29 protein-coding genes are annotated in these 20,865 nt (G+C 70.9%); 9 read left to right on the forward strand and 20 right to left on the reverse strand.

The window, feature by feature from the left end; all coding sequences use genetic code 11:
- Positions 1-154 precede the first annotated feature (154 nt).
- Entirely contained in the window at positions 155-1,375 is a 1,221-nt protein-coding gene (locus JOD46_RS05740; protein WP_204392366.1) for an epoxide hydrolase family protein, read from the forward strand.
- Positions 1,376-1,423: 48 nt separating this feature from the next.
- On the opposite strand, the gene JOD46_RS05745 is transcribed toward JOD46_RS05740, so the two are convergent.
- Positions 1,424-1,570 (reverse strand): hypothetical protein, encoded by a 147-nt coding sequence (locus JOD46_RS05745; RefSeq protein ID WP_204392368.1) that lies wholly within the window; start codon positions 1,568-1,570, stop codon positions 1,424-1,426.
- Here JOD46_RS05745 and JOD46_RS05750 point away from each other — a divergent pair.
- Genes JOD46_RS05750 through JOD46_RS05760 form a run of 3 tightly spaced genes read left to right on the forward strand, consistent with a single transcriptional unit; the run spans position 1,569 to position 4,748 of the window.
- On the forward strand, positions 1,569-2,639 hold the full coding sequence (locus JOD46_RS05750; protein WP_204392370.1) for a redoxin domain-containing protein: 1,071 nt from the start codon (positions 1,569-1,571) through the stop codon (positions 2,637-2,639). The genes JOD46_RS05745 and JOD46_RS05750 overlap by 2 nt on opposite strands.
- Before the next feature lie 19 nt (positions 2,640-2,658).
- Positions 2,659-4,389 (forward strand): cation:proton antiporter, encoded by a 1,731-nt coding sequence (locus tag JOD46_RS05755; protein ID WP_204392372.1) that lies wholly within the window; start codon positions 2,659-2,661, stop codon positions 4,387-4,389.
- Positions 4,386-4,748, forward strand: a complete 363-nt coding sequence (locus JOD46_RS05760; protein WP_204392374.1) for a hypothetical protein — start codon at positions 4,386-4,388, stop codon at positions 4,746-4,748. Before JOD46_RS05755 ends, JOD46_RS05760 begins: the two co-directional genes overlap by 4 nt.
- A 17-nt stretch (positions 4,749-4,765) precedes the next feature.
- Here JOD46_RS05760 and JOD46_RS05765 read toward each other — a convergent pair whose 3' ends face one another.
- Both JOD46_RS05765 and JOD46_RS05770 read right to left on the reverse strand, forming a co-directional pair.
- Entirely contained in the window at positions 4,766-5,131 is a 366-nt protein-coding gene (locus tag JOD46_RS05765; RefSeq protein ID WP_204392376.1) for a sigma-70 family RNA polymerase sigma factor family protein, read from the reverse strand.
- Positions 5,121-5,999 (reverse strand): RNA polymerase sigma-70 factor, encoded by an 879-nt coding sequence (locus tag JOD46_RS05770; RefSeq protein ID WP_204392378.1) that lies wholly within the window; start codon positions 5,997-5,999, stop codon positions 5,121-5,123. The genes JOD46_RS05765 and JOD46_RS05770 overlap by 11 nt, the downstream gene beginning before the upstream one ends.
- A gap of 294 nt (positions 6,000-6,293) precedes the next feature.
- On the opposite strand from JOD46_RS05770, the gene JOD46_RS05775 reads away from it, so the two are divergent.
- A complete protein-coding gene (locus JOD46_RS05775; RefSeq protein ID WP_204392380.1) occupies positions 6,294-6,656 on the forward strand; it encodes a GNAT family N-acetyltransferase in 363 nt (120 codons plus the stop codon).
- A gap of 16 nt (positions 6,657-6,672) precedes the next feature.
- Here JOD46_RS05775 and JOD46_RS05780 read toward each other — a convergent pair whose 3' ends face one another.
- Positions 6,673-7,029, reverse strand: coding sequence for an iron chaperone (locus tag JOD46_RS05780; RefSeq protein ID WP_204392382.1), 357 nt, complete (start codon positions 7,027-7,029; stop codon positions 6,673-6,675).
- Positions 7,030-7,094: 65 nt separating this feature from the next.
- Here JOD46_RS05780 and JOD46_RS05785 point away from each other — a divergent pair, with 65 nt between their 5' ends.
- Together JOD46_RS05785 and JOD46_RS05790 are read left to right on the forward strand one after the other, a co-directional pair.
- Positions 7,095-7,445 carry a metallopeptidase family protein gene (locus JOD46_RS05785; protein WP_204392383.1) on the forward strand — a complete coding sequence of 117 codons (351 nt, stop codon included), beginning with the start codon at positions 7,095-7,097 and terminating at the stop codon, positions 7,443-7,445.
- A gap of 79 nt (positions 7,446-7,524) precedes the next feature.
- Positions 7,525-8,412, forward strand: a complete 888-nt coding sequence (locus tag JOD46_RS05790) for an alpha/beta fold hydrolase (protein WP_204392385.1) — start codon at positions 7,525-7,527, stop codon at positions 8,410-8,412.
- A 15-nt stretch (positions 8,413-8,427) separates the two neighbouring features.
- Here the strand turns inward: JOD46_RS05790 and JOD46_RS05795 are convergent, their stop codons facing one another.
- The 11 genes from JOD46_RS05795 to JOD46_RS05845 form a co-directional block, all read right to left on the reverse strand.
- Positions 8,428-8,781 (reverse strand): Fe-S protein, encoded by a 354-nt coding sequence (locus JOD46_RS05795; protein ID WP_204392388.1) that lies wholly within the window; start codon positions 8,779-8,781, stop codon positions 8,428-8,430.
- A gap of 55 nt (positions 8,782-8,836) precedes the next feature.
- Positions 8,837-9,277 (reverse strand): VOC family protein, encoded by a 441-nt coding sequence (locus tag JOD46_RS05800; RefSeq protein ID WP_307834924.1) that lies wholly within the window; start codon positions 9,275-9,277, stop codon positions 8,837-8,839.
- A gap of 22 nt (positions 9,278-9,299) precedes the next feature.
- A complete protein-coding gene (locus tag JOD46_RS05805) occupies positions 9,300-9,875 on the reverse strand; it encodes a dienelactone hydrolase family protein (RefSeq protein ID WP_204392390.1) in 576 nt (191 codons plus the stop codon).
- Positions 9,876-10,020: 145 nt separating this feature from the next.
- Positions 10,021-10,785, reverse strand: a complete 765-nt coding sequence (locus JOD46_RS05810; RefSeq protein WP_204392392.1) for an ABC transporter permease — start codon at positions 10,783-10,785, stop codon at positions 10,021-10,023.
- The gene (locus tag JOD46_RS05815; RefSeq protein ID WP_204392394.1) at positions 10,782-11,582 is read right to left on the reverse strand and encodes an ABC transporter ATP-binding protein; all 801 of its coding nucleotides are present in this window, start codon (positions 11,580-11,582) and stop codon (positions 10,782-10,784) included. Before JOD46_RS05815 ends, JOD46_RS05810 begins: the two co-directional genes overlap by 4 nt.
- On the reverse strand, positions 11,579-11,947 hold the full coding sequence (locus JOD46_RS05820) for a DUF1048 domain-containing protein (RefSeq protein ID WP_204392396.1): 369 nt from the start codon (positions 11,945-11,947) through the stop codon (positions 11,579-11,581). The genes JOD46_RS05815 and JOD46_RS05820 overlap by 4 nt, the downstream gene beginning before the upstream one ends.
- Positions 11,948-11,977: 30 nt before the next feature.
- On the reverse strand, positions 11,978-12,325 hold the full coding sequence (locus JOD46_RS05825; RefSeq protein WP_204392398.1) for a PadR family transcriptional regulator: 348 nt from the start codon (positions 12,323-12,325) through the stop codon (positions 11,978-11,980).
- 194 nt (positions 12,326-12,519) lie between these two features.
- Positions 12,520-12,891: a hypothetical protein gene (locus tag JOD46_RS05830; RefSeq protein ID WP_204392400.1), complete on the reverse strand. Its 372-nt coding sequence runs from the start codon at positions 12,889-12,891 to the stop codon at positions 12,520-12,522.
- A 152-nt stretch (positions 12,892-13,043) separates the two neighbouring features.
- Complete coding sequence (locus tag JOD46_RS05835) at positions 13,044-13,553, reverse strand: hypothetical protein (protein ID WP_204392402.1); 510 nt, start codon at positions 13,551-13,553, stop codon at positions 13,044-13,046.
- 197 nt (positions 13,554-13,750) lie between these two features.
- The gene (locus tag JOD46_RS05840) at positions 13,751-14,185 is read right to left on the reverse strand and encodes a MerR family transcriptional regulator (protein ID WP_204392404.1); all 435 of its coding nucleotides are present in this window, start codon (positions 14,183-14,185) and stop codon (positions 13,751-13,753) included.
- Positions 14,182-14,529 (reverse strand): hypothetical protein, encoded by a 348-nt coding sequence (locus JOD46_RS05845; RefSeq protein ID WP_204392406.1) that lies wholly within the window; start codon positions 14,527-14,529, stop codon positions 14,182-14,184. The genes JOD46_RS05840 and JOD46_RS05845 overlap by 4 nt, the downstream gene beginning before the upstream one ends.
- A gap of 112 nt (positions 14,530-14,641) precedes the next feature.
- Between JOD46_RS05845 and JOD46_RS05850 the strand changes: the two genes are divergently transcribed.
- On the forward strand, positions 14,642-15,703 hold the full coding sequence (locus JOD46_RS05850; RefSeq protein ID WP_204392408.1) for an aminoglycoside phosphotransferase family protein: 1,062 nt from the start codon (positions 14,642-14,644) through the stop codon (positions 15,701-15,703).
- A gap of 48 nt (positions 15,704-15,751) precedes the next feature.
- Here JOD46_RS05850 and JOD46_RS05855 read toward each other — a convergent pair whose 3' ends face one another.
- On the reverse strand, positions 15,752-16,585 hold the full coding sequence (locus JOD46_RS05855; protein WP_204392410.1) for an alpha/beta fold hydrolase: 834 nt from the start codon (positions 16,583-16,585) through the stop codon (positions 15,752-15,754).
- 145 nt (positions 16,586-16,730) lie between these two features.
- On the opposite strand from JOD46_RS05855, the gene JOD46_RS05860 reads away from it, so the two are divergent.
- A complete protein-coding gene (locus JOD46_RS05860) occupies positions 16,731-17,270 on the forward strand; it encodes a CGNR zinc finger domain-containing protein (protein WP_204392412.1) in 540 nt (179 codons plus the stop codon).
- Between the two features lie 88 nt (positions 17,271-17,358).
- Here the strand turns inward: JOD46_RS05860 and JOD46_RS05865 are convergent, their stop codons facing one another.
- The 4 genes from JOD46_RS05865 to JOD46_RS05880 form a co-directional block, all read right to left on the reverse strand.
- Positions 17,359-17,724, reverse strand: a complete 366-nt coding sequence (locus tag JOD46_RS05865) for a cupin domain-containing protein (protein ID WP_204392414.1) — start codon at positions 17,722-17,724, stop codon at positions 17,359-17,361.
- Positions 17,724-17,990, reverse strand: coding sequence for a hypothetical protein (locus JOD46_RS05870; RefSeq protein WP_204392416.1), 267 nt, complete (start codon positions 17,988-17,990; stop codon positions 17,724-17,726). The genes JOD46_RS05865 and JOD46_RS05870 overlap by 1 nt, the downstream gene beginning before the upstream one ends.
- Before the next feature lie 31 nt (positions 17,991-18,021).
- Positions 18,022-18,495 carry a hypothetical protein gene (locus JOD46_RS05875; protein ID WP_204392418.1) on the reverse strand — a complete coding sequence of 158 codons (474 nt, stop codon included), beginning with the start codon at positions 18,493-18,495 and terminating at the stop codon, positions 18,022-18,024.
- A 72-nt stretch (positions 18,496-18,567) separates the two neighbouring features.
- Entirely contained in the window at positions 18,568-20,844 is a 2,277-nt protein-coding gene (locus tag JOD46_RS05880; protein ID WP_204396340.1) for an exo-beta-d-1,3/1,6-glucosidase, read from the reverse strand.
- Between the last annotated feature and the right edge of the window lie 21 nt (positions 20,845-20,865).

Consider the following 20,865-nt stretch of genomic DNA (forward strand, 5'->3'; position numbering starts at 1 on the left):
CGGCAGCGTCGAGATGGGGGATTCCCCGCACCCCGGGCCGGGATCGGTACCGGGATTGAGGAGTTCACCGGACGACGCACCTCCTTCACGGGGCGGATGGTGAAACCACCGGGCGCTGTTCGGCGCTCGTGGTCGATCCCCGAAGGAGAGCACGATGACCATCACAGAAGCGCGGACCGGCGCGGACGGGCAACCCGTCTCGCTCGAGATCCGGCCGTTCACCGTCGACGTTCCGCAGGCGGAGCTCGACGACCTCCGTCGTCGTGTCCGCCAGACGCGCTGGCCGGAGCGGGAAACCGTCGATGACGCGTCCCAGGGCGTGCAACTCGACGTCGTGAGGAACCTCGCAGCCCGCTGGCTCGACGGGTACGACTGGCGAGCGGTCGAGGCGCGCCTGAACGAGCTTCCCCAGTTCGTGACCGAGATCGACGGACTCGACATCCACTTCATCCACGTCCGATCGGGGCGGGAGGATGCGCTGCCGATGATCGTCACGCACGGCTGGCCGGGCTCGATCATCGAGCAGATGAAGATCGTCGGCCCGCTGACCGACCCGACCGCTCACGGCGCCGACGCCACCGACGCCTTTCATCTGGTGATTCCGTCATTGCCCGGGCACGGCTTCTCAGGCAAGCCCGATCAGACGGGATGGGATCCGATTCGCGTCGCTCGCGCGTGGATCGAGCTGATGCGCCGTCTCGGCTACGACCGCTACGTGGCCCAGGGTGGTGACTGGGGAAACGCGGTGACTGAGCAGATGGCGCTGCTCAGGCCAGCGGGTCTGATCGGCATCCACACGAACATGCCTGCCACCGTTCCGGATGCCATCCAATCCGCCCTCACGAACGGAGACCCGCCGCCGGCCGACCTCTCGGCGGAGGAGCGGGGCGCATGGGATCAGCTCGCGTTCTTCTATTCGCACGGGCTCGGATACGCACAGGAGATGGCCAACCGTCCGCAGACGCTGTACTCCCTCGCGGATTCACCCGTCGGTCTCGCGGCGTGGATGCTCGATCACGACGCTCGCAGCTACGACCTGATCGCACGCGTCTTCGCCGGCGCATCCGAGGGCCTGTCCGAGGACGATGTGCTCGACAACGTCAGCCTCTACTGGCTGACGAACACCGCGGTGTCATCCGCCCGGCTGTACTGGGAGAGCAAGCTCGCCTTCTTCGCACCGAAGGGGGTCACCCTGCCCGTCGCGGTCAGCGTCTTCCCGGACGAGATCTATGCGGCTCCCCGCAGCTGGGCCACGGAGGCCTACCCGAACCTGATCCACTTCAACCGTCTCGACCGGGGCGGACACTTCGCAGCCTGGGAACAGCCCGATCTGTTCTCGCGCGAGCTCCGTGCCGCGTTCCGGTCCCTGCGATAGCCGGGAAGCAGCACCCCCGTGGACGCCCACTCACCGTCGATTCCGCCGTCAGACGCTGAGCTGGGCCCGATTCACCCGGTCGACGTCGGCGAACTCGCCATCGGGTTCGCCGACGCCCGCCCGGGCGGCCCAGCGGTCGCGTTCCGGCACCGCCGGCCTCCCGACCGAGCACAGCGCATCAAGGAGACCCGTCATGTCTGAACTCACTGAGGAACTCGCCACCGGCGCGCAGGAGACCCCGTTCCGGCCGGCGCGGCTCCGGTCGCTCGCGCACCACCGCGCCGAGGAGAACGTCCTCCCGATCGAGGGGCGACTCGGCTCCTTCGACCGAGCCCGCGGCTGGCTGAACACCGAACCGTTGAATCGCGAAGCGCTCCGCGGTCGGGTCGTGCTCGTCGACTTCTGGACCTACACATGCGTCAACTGGCTCCGAACCCTGCCCTACCTGCGCGCCTGGCACGCGAAGTACGCCGACGCCGGGCTCACGATCGTGGGTGTGCACACCCCCGAGTTCCCATTCGAACGCGAGCTCCCGAACGTCACCGATCGCACCCGCGCGCTCGGTATCGACTACCCGGTCGCGATCGACGACCACTACGGGGTGTGGGAGGACTTCGCGAACCACTACTGGCCGGCGGTCTACCTCGCCGACGCCGACGGGCGGCTGCGGTTCCACCACTTCGGTGAAGGCGACTACGCGATGACCGAAATGGCCATCCAACACCTGCTCCTCGAAGCGGGCGCCACCGGCCTCGACCTCGATCTCGTCACCGTGGAACCGGAGGGCCTCGAGGTCGCCGCCGCATGGACGTCACTGGGATCGCCGGAGACCTACCTCGGCTCTGTGCGGAGCAGCGGATTCGTGTCCGACGACGTCGCAGCCTACGACCGAGCGCATCACTACCACACGCCCGAACGGCTCGTCCGGAACACCTGGGCGCTCTCCGGTGACTGGACCGTCACCCGGGACGCCGCAGTCCTCAACGCTCCCGACGGTGCGATCTCCTTCGCGTTCCACGCCCGCGACGTCAACCTCATCATCGGGCCCACGACGCCCGGCCAGTCGGTCCGCTTCCGAGTCACGCTCGATGGTCGGCCCGTCGGAGAGGCGCACGGAACCGATGTGGACGCCGACGGTCGCGGCACCGTTGCCCGGCAGGACACCCTGCAACTGATTCGTCAGCCGGGTCGGATCGAGGACCACACCGTCCGAGTCGAGTTCGTCTCCGGCGGCCTCGCGGCGTTCTGCTTCACGTTCGGCTGAGCGAGGGGCGGCCGACAGCATGACTCCTGTGACCGCGGTCGCATGGACAGTGGCGTTCGTGCTCGTCACCGTCACCGTGACCGGCTTCTCACGGCGTCTCGGATGGTCCGCACCCGTCCTCCTCGTCGTCATCGGCGGGCTCGCTTCGTATCTGCCCGGCGTCCCCCGGGTGGCACTCGAGCCGGAACTGGTCCTCTCCGGCGTCCTCCCACCGCTGTTGTTCGCGGAAGCCGTCCGCACCTCGTTGATCGACATCCGCAACCGTCGAGACAGCATCGTCGTCCTCTCGGTCGGCACCGTGCTCTTCACCGTCATCGTCGTCGGCTTCGCAACCTCCGCACTGTTGCCCGCAGTGGGGTTGGCGGCGGCGTTCGCCTTCGCGGCTGTGGTCGCGCCGAACGACACCATCGCGGTCTCCGCGATCGCCAGCCGCATCGGCCTGCCCCGTCGGGTGGTCACGGTCCTCGAAGGCGAAAGCCTCCTCAACGACGCAACTGCCCTCGCGGCCCTGCATGCCGCGATCCTCGCCCTCTCGGCGACGGTCACACCCGTGTCCATCGCCGGTGAGTTCGCGCTGGCCGTCGTGGCAGGAGTCGCCGTGGGCCTTGCCATCGGCGGGGCGATGTCGAAGGTGCGATCCCAGCTGCAGTCCGTCGTGCTCGACACGAGCCTCGCGCTCGTCACCCCCTACGTCGCGTTCATCGCTGCGCAATCGGTCCTCGGATCAGGAGTCCTGGCCGTCGTCGTCGCCGGGCTGTACCTCGGCTACCGGTCGCCAGGTGTCCAATCCGCGGCCGCGCGCATCGCCGAATCCGTCAACTGGCGCACCATCCAGTTCCTCCTCGAGAACGCCGTCTTCCTTTTCATCGGACTCAACCTGTCGACCATCGTCGCCGGCGCGATTCGCACCGGCCCGGGCCTGTGGCCGACGATCGGGATCAGCGCCGCGATCGTGGCAGCACTCGTCGCCGCTCGCTTCGTGTTCGTCCTCTCGACCGCACTGGTGTTCCGCGCCGGCCCGCGACGTCTTCGTGAGCAGAACGTGCAGTGGCGCAATGCGGTCGCCGTCGCCGCGGCGAACGTCCGCGGCGTGGTCACCCTCGCCGCGGTGTTCCTTCTCCCTCCAGACACGCCCTACCGGGACTTCCTGCAGTTCCTCGCCTTCGTCGTCGTGGTCGCCACCCTCCTCGGCGGGCTGGCCCTGCCCACTCTCGTTCGCCGGCTCCGCCTCCCGCCGCCGAACCGCGAGCAGGAACGAATGGAATGGCAGGGGCTGATGGTTGAAGCCCAGGCGGCCGGCCTCGCCGAGCTCAACGCGTCGGTGACCGACGCAGACGAGGAACGCGTCGTCTCGCAACTCCGCGCCGGCTCCACCCTGATCGCCGAATCGATCGAACGTCGCGCCATGGACCTCGAGTCGGAATCTCTGCTTGCCGCCTACTCGCGCCTGCGGGGCGCGATGATCCGAGCCGAACGCGACGCCGTCCTCACCGCACGCAACCAGGGTCGCTTCCCGGAACGAGCCGTCAAATCCGTACTTCGCGCCATCGACGCCGAAGAACTGGCCCTCCGTGCCAACGCGATGGGCCAAGACCCGCCGCATGCGGCCGAACCCGATCCACCCCACCATCAGACACCGCCGGACGACCTCGGCGCAGCGCCGATGAGCGGGCGTCGGCGACCGACTCACCGCTTCTCCCACACGCATTCGATCGTCGCCGCACCGCACCGGAACAGGAGCGCCTCATGAACCACGAAGCCGACCGCCTGCCGGAACGGAACCAGCGACGAGCATTCGGATCGCGGCGAGATCTCCGCGCCGTCAAGAGCTACGAGCGCGCGTTCTCGTCACGCACCGCATCCGCCCGCATCTCCGCATGCGAGATCAACCGGTTCGAGCGGCTCACCACAGCTCAGATGGACCTGATGTGGGCGCGGCACATGGCAGCACCCCGACCCGTGAACGCCGATCCGACGCGCCCACCAGGCGATGCCCCCGACCGGGCGTGGATGTTCTACACGCCACTCGACATCAGCGCGATCAACGCGGCCGGATTCCACGGACTGGATCCGTACTGCTGGTGGAGAAGCGCGTTCGGCGGCGCGTGACCCAGGATCCCGCAGCGTCAGTGCGAACCCGGCCGGTTCCAGCCCGTGAGCTTGTCCGGCGCCGTCGACAGCCAGAGCGCGGTGATCCCGCCGCGCCATCCGGTCTCGATGCCGAGCACCGCGACCACCTCGCCGTCGCGGCGAGTGGCGGCGATGCCGGGGCGGCCGTTGACGTGCACCGCGCGCAGCGAGGCATCCGGCAGCATCGCGAGCCGATTCACGAGCACGCGCGCCACGACCGCGCGGCCCCGCCGCTCACCGCCCGTCGCATCGCCGGAATCCACGAGCATCCGGATGTCCGGATCCAGCACGCTCGCGAGGGCCAGGTCGTCGTGCGAGTCGAGGGCGAGGAGCAGGCGGGCGGCGACGTCCTCACGCCGCACGATGCGTCACGGCGCCGAGCTTGTCCGGATTCATCATCCACAGCACCTGGTCGATGGCGGGTCCGGACGTGACGACGCTGACCACCGCGAACGCCGCGCCCTCCTTGCTGAGGACGACCGAAGGCTGGCCGTTCACGTCGGCCTCCGCGATCTCGATGCCCTCCCAGAAGTGGGTGTGGAAGGCGCGCACGAACTTCGCGACGCGCTCGCGGCCGACGACCGGGAACTTCGAGGCGCGCACGACGCCGCCGCCGTCGGAGTAGGAGACGACGTCCTCGGTGAACAGCCGCTCGAGCTCGTCGAGGTCGCCGGTCTTCGCCGCGGCCAGGAACGCGGTGAGCAGCCGCTGCTGCTCCTGCCGGGTCACCTCGCGGCGCCGCTCGCCGGCGAGGCGCTTGCGCGCCCGGCTCACGAGCTGGCGGGCGGCGACCTCCGAGACCTGCACGATCTCGCAGATCTGCGGGTACCCGTAGGCGAACGCCTCGCGCAGCACGTACGCGGCGCGTTCGGTCGGGGTGAGCCGCTCGAGCATCACGAGCACGGCGAAGCCGAGCGCCTCGGCGCGCTCCGCCCCGAGCGTCGGGTCGGTGCTCGTGTCGACGGGTTCGGGCAGCCACGGCCCGATGTAGGTCTCGCGCCGCGCGCGCGCCGACTGCAGCGCGTTGATCGAGAGCCGCGTCGTGACCGTGGCGAGGAACGCCGGCGGGTCGAGCACCGCGGCGCGGTCGGTGCCCTGCCAGCGGAGCCAGGCGTCCTGCACGACGTCCTCGGCCTCGGAGGCGCTGCCCAGCATCCGGTAGGCGATCCCGAAGAGCCTCGGGCGCACGCTCCGGAACACGTCGAGCGCCGCGTCGAGGGTGCCATCCATGTCGTTTCCCGTCGGTCGGCGAACAGGGCCGCGTCCGGCCCCTGCAGCTGAGACCACGCGGGCGTCGCGGATGTGACCGCGCAGCGTGGATTCGCCCGGACGCTCGGACCCTACTCCGGATGCCGCGCGCGTGCGAGACCGCTCGCGTGCGGGGTCATGGCTCGCTCCCTCTCCTGTCAGTGCTGACACGCGCTCCGACCGGGCCACCGGGTCGGATGTGACGCCAGCCGTCACGATCGGGGCTCGTGCCCGGTCGAAGCTGGTGACCGCATCGGGATGGAAGGGGAGTCGGAGATGGGCATCGGAGACGCACGCGCCCGCGAGGCATCCAGGAAGGAGGAGTTCGAGGACCTGCCGTCGGCGGACGCGGAGCAGGAGATCGCGGTGCGCCACGACGGGGACCGGATGGTCTACTCCGCGTGGCTCGGCGACCTCGAGGTGGCCGAGCTGCGCTACACCGAGACGGGCGGACGCGTGGTCGTGCGGAGGACGACGGTCGTGCCCGAGTTCCGCGGACGGGGCATCGCGACCGACCTGATCGCCGACGCGCTGGACGACCTTCGACGCCGCGTCGGCCGCGTCTCGGTGGAGTGCCCGCTGGTCGCGGCGTTCATGACCGCGAACCCGCAGTACGCCGACCTGCTCGATCCCGAGTGAGCCGCCCGGACGGCGGTCAGGTCCCGGTGCCGCCCCGCTGCGCGACGATCGCGCGCGCCATCCGGGAGACCAGGTCGATGGGCAGCGGATCCGCGTGCCGGAACGTCACCGAATCCTTCCCCGACCGGTACGGCGCGACCTCGGATTCGAGCGGCTCCGGCAGCGGCGGCACGGGGTAGACGCCGATGTGCTGCTTCCAGCCCGCGAAGTGGAGCGCGTAGCGGCCGCCGAGCATGACCGCGGCGATGCCGTACCGCATCTTCTCCTCGGGGTCGGGCACCTCCGCCCGGATCGCCGAGCGCACCTGTTCGAGTCGTGACGCGACGTCGTCGGGGAATGCGGCGATGTACTCGTCGACCGTCTGCGCTGCCATGGTCCGAATGGTGCCATCGCCGCTCGGCCTGCGCCAGAGGGCGAGTCGCCGCGCACAATGGGGAGATGGTCGCGATCTCGGATGACGACTTCGACCGGATGGTCGGAGAGGTGTTCGACGCGCTCCCCGACGAGATGGTCCGCGGGCTCGAGAACGTCGCGATCGTCGTCGAGGACCAGCCGCCGGGGGAGCGGCCACGGCTCTACGGGCAGTACCGCGGCCATCCGCTCACCAGGCGCGGCGTCTACGGCTTCGGCGAACTTCCCGACCGCATCACGCTCTACCGGAACACCATGGCGGAGCACAGCGCCGACCTCGCCGAGTTGCGGGCGCGCATGCGCATCACGCTCGTGCACGAGATCGGGCACTATTTCGGGCTCGACGACGCCCGGCTGCGCGAGCTCGGCTGGGCGTAGGGCGCACTCGTCCTCGGACGTTCCGTCGGTCCGTGCGCACCCCGTTGCGTTTCCCGCGCGGATCGCGAAGGCTGTGCCGATGGAACCATCCGAGGTGCCGGGCGGTCGGATGTCGCGAACCGCCGTGGCGGTGCTGCGAGTCCCACGGCCGGACGGTGCGGTGATCGCGGCCGAGGTGATCGGGTCGCCCCGACATCCGCTCGTCCTGCTCGTCGCCGGGGCCGGCTCATCCATGGACTGGTGGCGCCCGGAATTCTGCGAGCTGCTCGTGGACCGCGGACTGCGGGTCGCCCGCTACGACCCGCGCGGCATCGGGGAGACGACGCTCGCCCCGCCCGGGACGCGTCGCGACGGGCTGGGCGTGTCCGTGGGCGACGCGCTCGCGGTGCTGGACGCCGCGGGGGCCCGCGACGCGCACTGGGTCGGGTTCTCGGCGGGTGCCTGGGCCTGCCAGCTCGCCGCGCTCGACCATCCCGATCGCGTGCGAGCACTCACGCTCGTGTCGACGACGCCGACGGTGTTCGAGGCCGATGACGACCTGCCCGGCTCGGTCGACCGTCTGCGCCAGGCGTGTGCGAGCCCGCCCGCGGAGCCGGACTGGAACGACCCGGCGGCGGTGGTCGAGTACCACGTCGAGATCGACCGCGACTACGCCGGCGACGAATTCGACGAGGCGCACGATCGCGCGATGTGGACCAACACCGTGCGACGGTCGCCCGTCATGCCGGGACGCGAGGATGCGGTCGACGAGTACGAGGAGGTGCCGCGCTGGCGCGAGCGGCTCGCCGGGATCCGCGTGCCGACCACCGTCGTGCACGGCACCGCCGACCCGATGTTCCCGGTCGCCAACGGCGAGGCGCTCGCGCGCGACATCCCCGGCGCCGAGTTCGTGGCGGTGCCCGGAGGGGGCCACGAGTTCCCGCCGAGTGCATGGCCGTTCGTGGTGGCCGCGATCACCGGCCGGTGAACGCGCCCGCGCGGCTCAGCGCCAGAGGACCGCGATGCCCGCGTTGACGAGGGTGAGGATGCCGATCGGCCAGAAGATGGCCGGCGGCACCGAGCCGGTCTTGCGCTGACGCCCCAGGCCGATGCCGATGAGCGCGCCGATGACGATCAGGATCACGAGCTTCGTGCCGAGCTTGGCGTAGTTCAGGTCGTGGTCGATGCCCCAGGGCGCGGCGAGCGCGAGCCCCGCGACGGCGGCGATCGCGAGGCCCCAGTTCATGACGCGCGTGACGCCGCGCTTGCCGTTGGCGAGCTCGACGACCCAGGCGCCGAACAGCACGGCGAAGCCGACGAGGTGGACGAGCACGACGATGCCGCGAAGGGTCTCCATGCACGCAGGCTAGCGGGTGACGACGCGCCGCGCGGGCATCCGCGACGGTGAGTGCTCAGCCGACCCGCTCGGCCAGCGCCACGATGATGCCCGCCGGCCCCCGAAGGTAGCAGAGCCGGTAGACGTCCTCGTAGTTCGCGACCTCGCCCAGCAGCTCGGCGCCGTGAGGTCGCAGCCGCGCGAGGGTGTCGTCGAGGTCGTCGACGGCGAACATCACGCGGTGCAGCCCGAGCGTGTTCGGCGGCGGCGCGGCGGGTGATGGGGCGGATGCCCGGGGGTGCACGTACGTCGTCAGCTCGAGGCGCGCGTGGCCGTCGGGCGTGCGCATCATCGCGATCTCGCTCCGGACTCCCTCGAGCCCGACGGTCAGGTCGGCGAAGCGCCCTTCGATCTCGGCGCGGTCCTCGAGCTGCATGCCGAGCTCGGTGAAGAACGCGACTGCCGCGTCGAGGTCGTCGACGACGATCGCCACGTTGTCCATGCGCTGGATGGCCACGGGGATGCTCCGATCCGGGGACTCAGCCGACCCGGTCGAGGAAGTCGAGCACTCGGCGCATGAGCAGCGCGGTCGCGTCGGGGTCGTAGCTCGGCAGGGTCGAGTCGGCGAAGTAGTGCTGGTCGCCGGGGTAGAGGAAGAGCTCGGCGTCGTCGGCCGAGGCGACGAGCTCGCGGGCGGCGTCGACATCGCCCTCGTCCATGAAGATCGGGTCGGCGTCGGCGCCGTGGATCTGCGCCGGGACGCCCTCGGGCCACGAGCCGAACTCGTCGACGGGCAGGCAGGAGTAGAAGAAGAGGGCGCCCGTCGCGCCGGGGCGCGTCTGCGCGAGCCTCTGCGCGGGGACGACGCCCAGCGAGAACCCGGCGTAGACCAGCTCGTCGGGCAGCGACTCGGCCGCGCGCTCGCCGCGGGCCATGATCTCATCCCAGCCGACCTCGCGGGCGTACCCGACGCCCGCCTCGATCGAGTCGAACGTGCGCCCGTCGAACAGGTCGGGCGTGTGGACCGTGTGCCCCGCGGCGCGCACCTCCTCCGTGAAGGCGCGGATGCCGTCGGTGAGCCCGAGTGCGTGATGGAAGAGCAGTACGTCGGTCATCGCGCCATTGTGCACCCGGGCGCCGACATCCGCCGCCCGCCGCCCGCGCCCGCGCCCGCGCCCGCGAGAGTATGCCGAATGCACCGTTGCGGGGCTGCAACGGTGCATTCGGCATACTCTCGATCGCGACCGAGCGGCGGTGCGGTCAATTCATCCGTCGCCGGTAGACCGCGACCGCGATCGCGTACGCCACCACGAGGATCCCGACGCACCACGCGAGCGCGACCCAGATGTCGTTCCCGACGGGTTCGCCCGCGAACAGCGCGCGGATCGAGTCGACGATCGAGGTCACCGGCTGGTTCTCGGCGAACCACGCGACCGGCGCCGGCATCGTGTCGGTCGGCACGAACGCCGAGCTGATGAACGGCAGGAAGATGAGCGGGTACGAGAACGCGCTCGCGCCATCCACCGTCTTGGCCGACAGGCCCGCGATCACGGCGAGCCAGGTCAGCGCGAGCGTGAACAGGATCAGGATGCCGCCGACCGCGAGCCACGCGGCGACGCTCGCGCCCGTGCGGAAGCCCATGATCAGCGCGACGCCGATCACGACCGCGATCGACATGAGGTTCGCGACGACCGAGGTCAGCACGTGCCCCCACAGCACCGACGACCGGGCGATCGGCATCGACTGGAACCGCTCGAAGATGCCGCCCTGCAGGTCGAGGAACAGCCGGTACGCCGTGTAGGCGATGCCCGACGCGATCGTGATCAGCAGGATGCCCGGCAGCATGTAGTCGATGTACGCCTCGTTCGAGCCGACGTCGATCGCGCCGCCCAGCACGTAGACGAACAGCAGCATGAGCGCGACGGGCGTCACCGCGGTGGTGATGATGGTGTCGGGGCTGCGCAGGATGTGCCGGAGCGAGCGCCCGGTGAGCACGGCGGTGTCGCCGATGACATGGGTGGTCATGACTGGTCCTTTCCGGCCGGTTCCTCGCCGACCAGGGCGAGGAAGACCTCCTCGAGGGTGGGCTGCTTCTCGACGTACTCGACCTTCGCGGGCGGCAGCAGTCGCTGCAGCTCGGCGAGCGTGCCGTTCTGGATGATCGTGCCCTGGTGGAGGATCGCGATCCGGTCGGCGAGCTGCTCGGCCTCGTCGAGGTACTGGGTCGTCAGCAGCACGGTGGTGCCGCCATCCGCGAGTCGCCTGATGGTCTGCCAGACCTCCATGCGCGCCTGCGGGTCGAGCCCGGTCGTGGGCTCGTCGAGGAAGATGACCGGCGGGTTGCCGATGAGGCTCATCGCGATGTCGAGGCGTCGGCGCATGCCCCCCGAGTACGTGGCGACCTTGCGGCCGCCCGCCTCGGTCAGCGAGAAGCGCTCGAGCAGGTCGTCGGCGATCGCGCCCGGGTCCTTCCGGTGCCGGAGCCGGGCGACGAGCACGAGGTTCTCGCGCCCGGTGAGCACCTCGTCGACCGCGGCGAACTGCCCGGTGAGGCTGATCGCCTCGCGCACGTCGCCGGGCCGGGACGCGACGTCGAACCCGTCGACCGTCGCGGTGCCCGCGTCGGCCTTGAGCAGCGTGGAGAGGATCTTCACGAGCGTGGTCTTGCCGGCGCCGTTCGAGCCGAGCAGGGCGAAGATGCTGCCGCGGGCGACGTCGAAGTCGACGCCCGTGAGCACGTGCAGCTTGCCGTAGGACTTCTCGACGCCCTCGACCCGGATGGCCGGCGCGGCCGCGGGCGACGGCGCGGTGGCGCTGTTCATGGTTGCTCCTTCTTCTCGATGTCGCCGATCGCCTTGCTGAGGCGGGCGCGCTCCTTGTCGATCCAGCGGGTGCCGCCGTACGACTGGGTGAAGGTCTCGGCGAACTCCACGGGGTCGTCGCCGATGAGGTCGGTCACGGGCGTGCCGTCGACCGCGGCGCGCTCGAACAGGTCGGCGAAGTCGCCGAGCATCGTCACGAGCGTGTCGCCGTCGGTGATGCCGCCGTAGTACATGAAGTACCGGTCGAACGCCTTCGCGGCCTCGCGGTAGGGCTCGGGGAGCGCCTCGATGCGGGCCTTGTACTGGCGGTACTGCTTCTTCTGCTCGAGCGAGCCGGTGAGGGCCTCGATCCACTTCGCAGCCATGGGATGTCTCCTTGTTCGTGTTCGTTCGGTTCAGTTCGTGCCGGTGCCGGTGTCGTTGTCGCCGTGCAGGTGCTCGATGCGTTCGGCGAGGAAGCTCCAGGTCTTCCAGAACTCGTCGAGCTCGCCGCGGCCCCGTGCGTTGAGCGAGTACACCTTGCGCGGCGGACCCTTCTCTGAGGGCACCTTCTCGACGTCGACGAGGCCGCGCTGCTCGATCCGCACGAGGAGGGCGTAGATCGTGCCCTCGGCGATGTCGGTGAAGCCCTGCTCGCGCAGCCGCGCGGTGATCTCGTATCCGTAGGCCGGCTGCCCGGCCAGGATCGCGAGGACGATGCCCTCGAGGGTGCCCTTGAGCATCTCGGTCATCTGCTTGCCCATGACGCCCCTTCCGCTACTCTGTGTCGCTTGGTACTGGTACATAGTAAGCATGAGTACCGGTAGATAGCAAGACTGAATAGTGGATGTCGCGACCGCGCGCGACGCGCTCCGACGGGGAGTCCGGGATCGGTCGGGTCGGATTGGGGGCCGATCGGCAGGGGTCGAGCCGATCGGCAGGGGGAGCGGGCTCCTGCTCAGCTCAGGGCGACGACCAGGCTGAGTGCCGCGAGCACGGCGACGACCGGCGTCATGGTGGAGCGCTCGGGCCTGCTGCGCGAGATCGCGTTGAGCACGATGCCGAGCGTGAAGTAGCCGAAGACCACCCACATGCCGACCGTCGAGACGCCGTCGGGCACCACGTCGATGAGCCCGACGCGGTCGAGTGCGAGCAGCGCGATCACGGCGTAGATCACGATCGACACGAGGCTTCCGATCCGCAGCCTCGCGGGGAGCACGCGGTGCGCGCCGCCCCACGCGAACCGCCCGAGCGGGGCGCCCAGCGCCAGCGCGAGCTGGAACCCGGCGAGCAGGGCGAGGATCACGGTCAGCGCGATGGCGGCGGGCATGGCGCGAGCGTATCGCGGGCCTCGACGGTGCCGCTCGTCGCACCCGGCACCGTTCGTGGATCGCTCATGTCGACGCGGCCTCACTTGAGGCTGCGTTGACATGAGCAGATCGGGAACCGCCAGCGGACGCGCTGCCTCGGAGCAGGTGCCGACTATCCCTGCATGGGCGAGACATCCACGACGATCGTCCCGAAATGCGTCCCCTCCAAGAAGAAGGGCTCCGTGCCATCCCATGCGTCGAGCGAGATGCTCGCGAACGACGCGTGCGTGACGGCCAGCCAGATGATCACGAAGGCCACGATCCCGACGACGGCGCGGTCGAGGCGCCGAATCGCGTCCGCCTGGTCGACCGAGTGGCGGACCACGCGCGTGATCGTCACGAAGACGACGATCGCGATGACGGCGTAGGCGAAGCCGGCCGGCTCGAGGGTGACCGTGACGCACTCCGGCGCGACATCCGTCGGCCTGCCGGACGCGTCGAGGTACCCGCCGTCGCCGGTGAACCCGCCGGGGCAGCGCGACGTGCCGGCGCCCCCGAGCACGCTGTACGCGAGGCACAGGCCGAGCGCCCAGCCGAGCAGCCGTCGGACCCGCCACAGCACGTCGGCGCCGGGGAGCGCCGAGATCGGCGTGCGGGCCAGGCGGACGTCGGTGTCGGGCATGCAGGCCTCCGCGATCGTAGGGTTCCGCCCATGCTGGCAGCGCGCGGCGTCCCGGTACAAGAGCCAGTGCCCGAAGATGCGGCGATCACCCTCCGGTGCCCGCCAGGTCGCGGCCGGCAGGTGTGGCACGTCGTCGACCACGTCACCATCGCGATCGTCGCGGACGCATGAGACGTGCGACGCACACGGCGGGCCGATCAGGTCGCGCTCGTGGCGCGTACCGGGATCTCCGCGAACGGGACCGGGCAGTGGTCCTCGAGCGCGCACGCGGCGAGGTCGCTGCAGCCGGCATCCAGCACCTCGGTGAGGGTGCGCTCGATGTGCTCCAGCGCGGTGATCTTCTCGCGCACCTGGCGCAGCTTCGCCTCGGCGATCTCGTGCAGGCCCCGTCGGCGCCGGTGGGCGTGCGAGCCGACGTCGATGAGCGCCGAGATCTCGTCGAGGGTGAACCCCAGCGCCTGGGCGGCCTTGATGATGCGGAGGAGCGTCACCGCCTCCTCGTCGTAGAGGCGGTGCCCGCCGAGGCTGCGGTCGGGTTCGGGCAGGAGCCCGCGCCGCTCGTAGTAGCGCAGCGTCTGCAGGTTGACGCCCACCCGTTGGGCGACCTTGCCGGCGCGCAGCGTGCCCGTCATGGCGTCACCTCCGCACCGGATGCCGCGACCGCCGACGCGACGAGTGCGTCGAGCACCGGCACCTGGCCGGATGGCACCCCGACGTTCAGGCGCACCCGCCCGGCGGCCTCCCGCACGTCGAACGTGAAGAACGAGCAGCAGGATGCCTCGAGCGCGACGAGTTCGCGGACCCGCGCGGGGTTCGCCCGGTCGAGCACGAGTTCCGCGACGGCCGGCGCCGGGCGGCGCACTCGCGTCAGGTGATCGTGGAAGAGCGCGGCGAAGGCCGCCTCGCGCAGCGGACGCTCGACCGTTGGCAACGCGCACGACTCCGGGGCCCAGCTCACGGGAATCGATTCGGTCATGGCCCCACGGTAAACCCGTACGCGGGTACCGGTTGCAAGGGCGGCTCAGGGTCGGGCGACGAGGCTGCGGCGCCCGGGCGGGTGGTCGCATCGCGTGCCAGACTGACCGTCGATGACCCTCCACGCCGACGAGCTGCCGATCACCGCCGACCTCGCGGCATCCGTCGTTCGCCGGGAACGCCCCGACTGGGCCCACCTGCCGCTCGCGCCCGCCGGCGGCGGCACCGACAACGTCATGTTCCGGCTCGGCGACGAACTCCTCGTGCGGATGCCGCGCACCCCCGGCGGCGTCGGCTCGCTGCACAAGGAGCGCGAGTGGCTGCCGCGGCTCGCGCCCGCGCTGCCAGTGCGCATCCCCGAGCCGGTGCACGCGGGATCGCCGTCGCCGGACTACCCGCTCGACTGGGCGGTGTACCGGTGGATCGACGGCGCCCCTCCCGCATCCGACACGGTCGCCGACTGGGCGCGGTTCGGCGCCGACGTGGCCGAGTTCGTCCGCGACCTGCACGGCATCGACCTGATGGGGCAGGAGCGCGCCGGGGCGCTGAGCTGGTACCGCGGCGGCAGCCTGCGCGAGACCGAGTCCTGGGTGGGGCCGGCGTTCGCGGCATCCCGCCCGCTCGTGGGCGACGCGCTCGACCTCGATCGCCTCGAGGCGTGGTGGCGCGACGGGCTGGCGCTGCCCGACTCGCCCGCGGCGCACGTCTGGCTGCACGGCGACCTGCGGCCAGGCAACCTGCTCGCCCACGAGGGCCGGTTGCACGCGGTGATCGACTTCGGCGCGCTCTCGGTCGGCGCGCCCGACGCCGAACACGCCGCGATCTGGGACCTCCCGCCCGAGGCCCGCCGCGCGTACTGGCACGCGCTCGACCTCGACGAGCACACCTGGTTGCGCGCCCGCGCGTGGGCGATCGTGGTCGCCATCAGCGGCATCCCGTACTACTGGGAGACGTTCCCCGAGTTCGTCGCCGAGTGCCGGGCGCGGCTCGAGTCGATCCTCGCCCACGCTGACGCCGAAGCCGAGGCCGAGGCCCTCGCTCCGGCGAGCCCCGTGCCGCGCCCGCCCGGCGGGTCGGCCCACGAGAGTATGGCGAATGCACCGTCGGGGCCGCCGGAACGGTGCATTCGGCATACTCTCGCCGACCGCGCCGTGACGACGAGGGGCCCGGGATGACCCGGGCCCCTCGTGCGGGTGCGCCGCGACAAGCGGCCGGCGTCGGACCTACTTCTGCGCGAAGTCGACCAGCACCCGGGTGATCTCGTCGGCGTGCGTCCAGAGCATGCCGTGCGGGGCGCCCTCGATCTCGACGTACTCGGCCGACGGGAGGCGCTTGGCGAACTCGCGACCGGTCGCGTCGATCGGCAGGATCCGGTCGGCGGTCCCGTGCACGATGAGCGCGGGCACGTCGATCTTCTCGATGTCGGCGCGGAAGTCGGTCAGCCAGGACGGCACGACGGCGGAGGCGGCGAACCATCCGCTCGAGGCCGCGGTGTTCCAGCTGGCGCGCACCGCGGCCTCGCCGATGCGGGTGCCGAGGTTCTCGTCGAGGTTGTAGAAGTTCTGGTAGAACTCGTCGAACCACGCGTAGCGGTCGGCCTTCGCGGCCTGCTCGATGCCGGCGAAGACATCGGCGGGCACGCCCGTGGGGTTGTCGTCGGCCTGCAGCAGGTACGGCTCGAGCGAGGCGAGGAACGCGGCCTTGGCGACGCGCTCGCTGCCGTAGGTCCCGAGGTAGCGGCCCACCTCGCCGGTGCCCATCGAGAAGCCGACGAGGATCACGTCGCGCAGGTCGAGGGTGTCGAGCACGACCTTCAGGTCGGCGGCGAAGGTGTCGTAGTCGTAGCCGACCGTCGGCTTCGACGACTGCCCGAACCCGCGACGGTCGTAGGTGATGACGCGGTAGCCGGCCTCGAGCAGCGCGGCCGCCTGCTTCTCCCACGAGGCGCCGCTCAGCGGGTAGCCGTGGATGAGGACGACGGGCTGTCCGGCGCCGTGATCCTCGTAGTACAGGTCGATGCTCGCCGAGTTCTCGGTTCCGACGGTGATGAATGGCATGTGCGCCAGCTCCTTCGATTCAGTGACTAACCGGTTGGAATGCGTGTGCCGGTTAGTGCGTTGTCGAGTGCAACGCAGTAACTGCCGAACTATTCCGAGGGGGTTAGGATTCATGTCGACGATGGTGCGAGGCGGGAGTGGGCCGATGACGACGGATGCCGCGGGCGCGAACGCAGTCGATGGCGCGGACGCAAACGCCCCCTCGCTCCTGCTCGACCTCGCGAACTCCCGGCTCGTGTACGACGACCACGTCGAGGACGAGCTCGAGACCGACGCCGCGGCATCCGCCTGGCTCGTCGCGCACGGCGGCACGGGAGACGACGACGAGATCCGCGACGCCCGCGCGGTGCGGCCGATCCTGACCCGGTTCCTTCGCGGGCAGGCGTGGCTCGACGAGCTGTCGCCGTGGACCGACGCCATCACGCGCCGGCCCGCGTTCGACGGCGGCGGGGCGCAGTGGCGCGACGAGTTCGACCCGACCCGGCGCATCGGCGCCCGGGCCATGCTCGAGTGGGCCGGACTGCAGGGCGCCCAGGGGTCGCGGATCCGCCCGTGCGCGGCATCCGACTGCCAGCACTTCTTCATCGACACGAGCCGGGCGAACACCCGCCAGTGGCACTCGATGGAGACCTGCGGCAACCGCGCGAAGGCGCGACGGCACTACGCGCGCACGCACCGCCCGTGACGCGCGCGCGGACCGGCGTCCGAGGAGGATCCGAGGTGGGTCGCAGTCCCGTGCGGTCAGGTCCTCGCGCAGTTCGAATGGAACTCGCTCAGTCGAGCTCGCGGAGCTCCGTCGTCCGCTCGCTCGGCCTATCGCCGGTGTTGACGACGCCCTGCGGCTCGATGAGCAGGGCCGAGACCTCGCCATCCGCCTTCGGGCAGTGCGCGACGCCGCGGGGAACGACGTACACGTCGCCCGGCCCGAGCTCCACGTCGCCGTCCCGGAGCTGGATCACGAGCCGGCCCGAGACGACCATGAACAGCTCGTCGGTGTCGGGGTGCGAATGCCAGGTGAACTCGCCGAGCAGCTTCACGACCTTGACGTCGTAGTCGTTGACACTCGCGAGCCGTCGCGGCTGCCAATGCTCGGAGAACGAGTCGAGGGCGGCCTGCACGTTGCGAATCCGAGCGCTCATCAACCGATCCTCGCACGCGGCGGGCGGCCCGTACATCCGCCGATCGCGAGCCCCGCCGGCGACGCGAGCCCTCGCGGCGGGAAAGGCTGGTCAGGCGGGGTCGATCCGAACTCCGTCGCCGACTCCTCGACGGTGAGGTCCTCGATGATCCGGATGCCGCGTGCGGGCTCGGCCACCGCGCCGATGACCGTGCCGAAGCGCTCGCGATCGGTGCAGACGGCCGTCACGCACATGGATCGACCGGGCTCGGCGTGGAGTCGTGGCACGTCACCAGCGTCGGAGCCTGTTCCGGCCGTTTCACGCCCGCGTGTGCACCATCCGCCAGTTCACGGGCGCCCAGGTCGCGCCGCCGTCGAACGAGAAGTCCTGCTCCCACACCGGATGCGCGGTCGCGGTCTCGAGCCAGTGGAAGCGGGCGAGGAACGCCCGCCCGCCGGCCTCCGCCTCGCCGACGAACGTGCCGCGTCCGTCGACGAAGCGCCCCCGCACGGGATCGTCGAGCACGCCGGGCCGTGATGTCGACGCCCACCAGATCGCCCACTCGTCGGTCGCCGGGTCGAACAGCCGCAGGGAGTAGCCGACGAACCCCGTGCCGTCGGGGAGGGTGCCTCGCGTCTCGTCGGCGGTGCCCAGGCCGTCGAGGATGTGCTGCACGGTCACGCGCGTGCGGAACCGCAGCCGAGGACCGTCGGGCGGCCCGAGCGTGTCGGCGAGCCGGTCGTGGTCGACGTCCCAGGTCCCGATGAGGAAGTCGAAGTCGGAGGCGGGCATGTCGCGTCTCCCCTCTGGGTTCGCGCGGATTCGACGCCGCCGTGGGCGGCGCAACTCCGCGTGACCCGGACTCTACCGGCCGGGGACGACAGCGAACCGCGCCGCCAGCAGCGCCTCGTCGCGCGACGACGGGCCGACCAGCAGCTCGAACGTCCCCGGCTCGACCACGCGCACGCCGTCGGCGTCGACGAGCGTGCAGTCGGCGACGTCGAGCTCGAGTGACACGATCCGCGATTCGCCGGGCTCGAGGTCGACGAGGCGGTACGCCTTCAGCTCCCTGTCGGCCCAGCTCACCGACGTCACGTCGTCGCGGAGGTAGACCTGCACCACCTCGCGGGCCGGGCGGTCGCCCGTGTTCGTCACCCGCACCTCCGCCCGGACCGTCTCGTCGGGCGCGTACGCGTCGTCGAGCACGCGGAGCTCGTCGTACTCCACGGTGGTGTAGGTCAGCCCCTCGCCGAACGCGAACGCGGGGCTCTGCGTGAGGTCGGCGTACCGGGTGCCGTGCTGCCCGCGGATCTGGTTGTAGTAGGTGGGCTGCTGCCCGGCGTGACGTGCGAACGAGATCGGGAGGCGTCCGCTCGGCTCGACGAGGCCGAGCAGCAGCTCGGCGATCGCGCGGCCGCCCTCCATGCCCGGGTTCGCGGCCCAGACCAACGCCGACGCGCGCTCCACCGACGGCGGGAGCACGAGGGGCTTCGAGGCGAGCAGCACGACGACGAACGGAGTTCCCGACGCGGCGACCGCGTCGAGCAGCGCGACCTGGTCGCCGACGAGCTCCAGCGTCGCGGTCGAGCGGCCCTCGCCCACGAGCTCGATGCGGTCGCCGACGACGACGACCGCGAGGTCGCTGCGACGCGCCAGCGCGCCCGCCTCCGCGATGAGGTCGGCATCGGGATCGCACGGCACGACCACCTGCGGCCGCGGCTGGCCGTCAGGGAAGAACGCGCCCTCGGGGTCCTCCTCGAGGGTCAGGATGCGCGCACCCTCGGCGTGCTCGACCGTCCAGTCGATCGGCGTCGTGCGCCGCAGCCCGTCGAGCACGGTCGTGATCATGCCGCGCGGATGGCCGTCCGGGAGCCAGTCCGCCTGTCCCGAGGAGCCGGCCCAGTCGCCGAGCTGCGTCTGCGCGTCGTCGGCCAGCGGCCCGATCACGGCGACGCGGCGCGGCGTGCCGTCCGAGACCGCCCGGCCCGCGGCATCCGGAACCCGTCCGTCGAGGAGGGGGAGCACGCCGTCGTTGCGCAGGAGCACGAGCGAGCGCCGGGCCGCCTCGAGGTTGAGTGACGCGTGCGCGCTGCTGCCGACGATCGCCTCGATGCGCTCGGGGTCGGGCCGGCGGGGGTCCTCGAAGAGCCCGAACTCGAACTTCAGCAGCAGGATGCGCGAGACGGCGCGGTCGAGGTCGGATTCGGCGAGGAGGCCCCGATCGATCGCCTCGAGGGCGCCGCGGAAGAACCCGGGCGTCGTCATGACCATGTCGTTGCCGGCCTTCACCGCCGCCGCCGCGGCGTGGGCGTAGTCGGGTTGCACCTTCTGCTCCCACACCATGCGCCCGACGTTGTCCCAGTCGGTGATGAGCGTGCCCGTGTAGCCCCACTCGCCGCGGAGCACGTCGTTGAGGAGCCACTCGTTGACCGTGATCGGCACGCCGTCGGTGGTCTGGTAGCCGAGCATGAAGGTGCGGCACCCCTCCTTCGCGACCCGCTCGAACGGCGGCAGGAACCACGAGCGCAGCTTGCGGCGCGAGAGGTCGGCCTCGCTCGCGTCGCGGCCGCCCTGCGTCTCGGAGTAGCCGGCGAAGTGCTTGGCCGTTGCGAGGATCGCCGTGTCGTCGTCGAGTCCGCCGCCCTGGTAGCCGCGCACCATCGCCGAGGCGAGCTCGCCGATGAGGAACGGGTCCTCGCCGAAGGTCTCGTTCACGCGTCCCCAGCGCAGGTCGCGGGCGATGCACAGCACGGGCGAGAACGTCCAGTGCACCCCGGTGGCGGCGACCTCCTCGGCGGTCGCCCGGGCGACCCGCTCGAGCAGGTCGGGGTCCCACGACGCGGCCATGCCGAGCTGGGTGGGGAAGATCGTCGCGCCCTCGAAGAACGAGTGCCCGTGGATGCAGTCCTCCCCGACGAGGAGGGGGATGCGCAGCCGGGTCTGCGCGACCAGCTCGTGCGCGCGCGCGATGCGCTCGGGCGACGCGTGCAGGATGGATCCGACGTGCTGGTTCAGCACCTGGTCCTCGAGGTCCTCCCGGGCGTCGAGCTGCATCATCTGGCCCACCTTCTCCTCGACCGTCATGCGGCCGAGGAGGTCGGCGATGCGGTCGGCGACGGGGTGGGTCGAGTCGAGGTACATGGGGATGACGGTATCGGCCGT

Origin of the sequence: Agromyces aurantiacus (assembly GCF_016907355.1) — a bacterium.
GTDB lineage: Bacteria > Actinomycetota > Actinomycetes > Actinomycetales > Microbacteriaceae > Agromyces > Agromyces aurantiacus.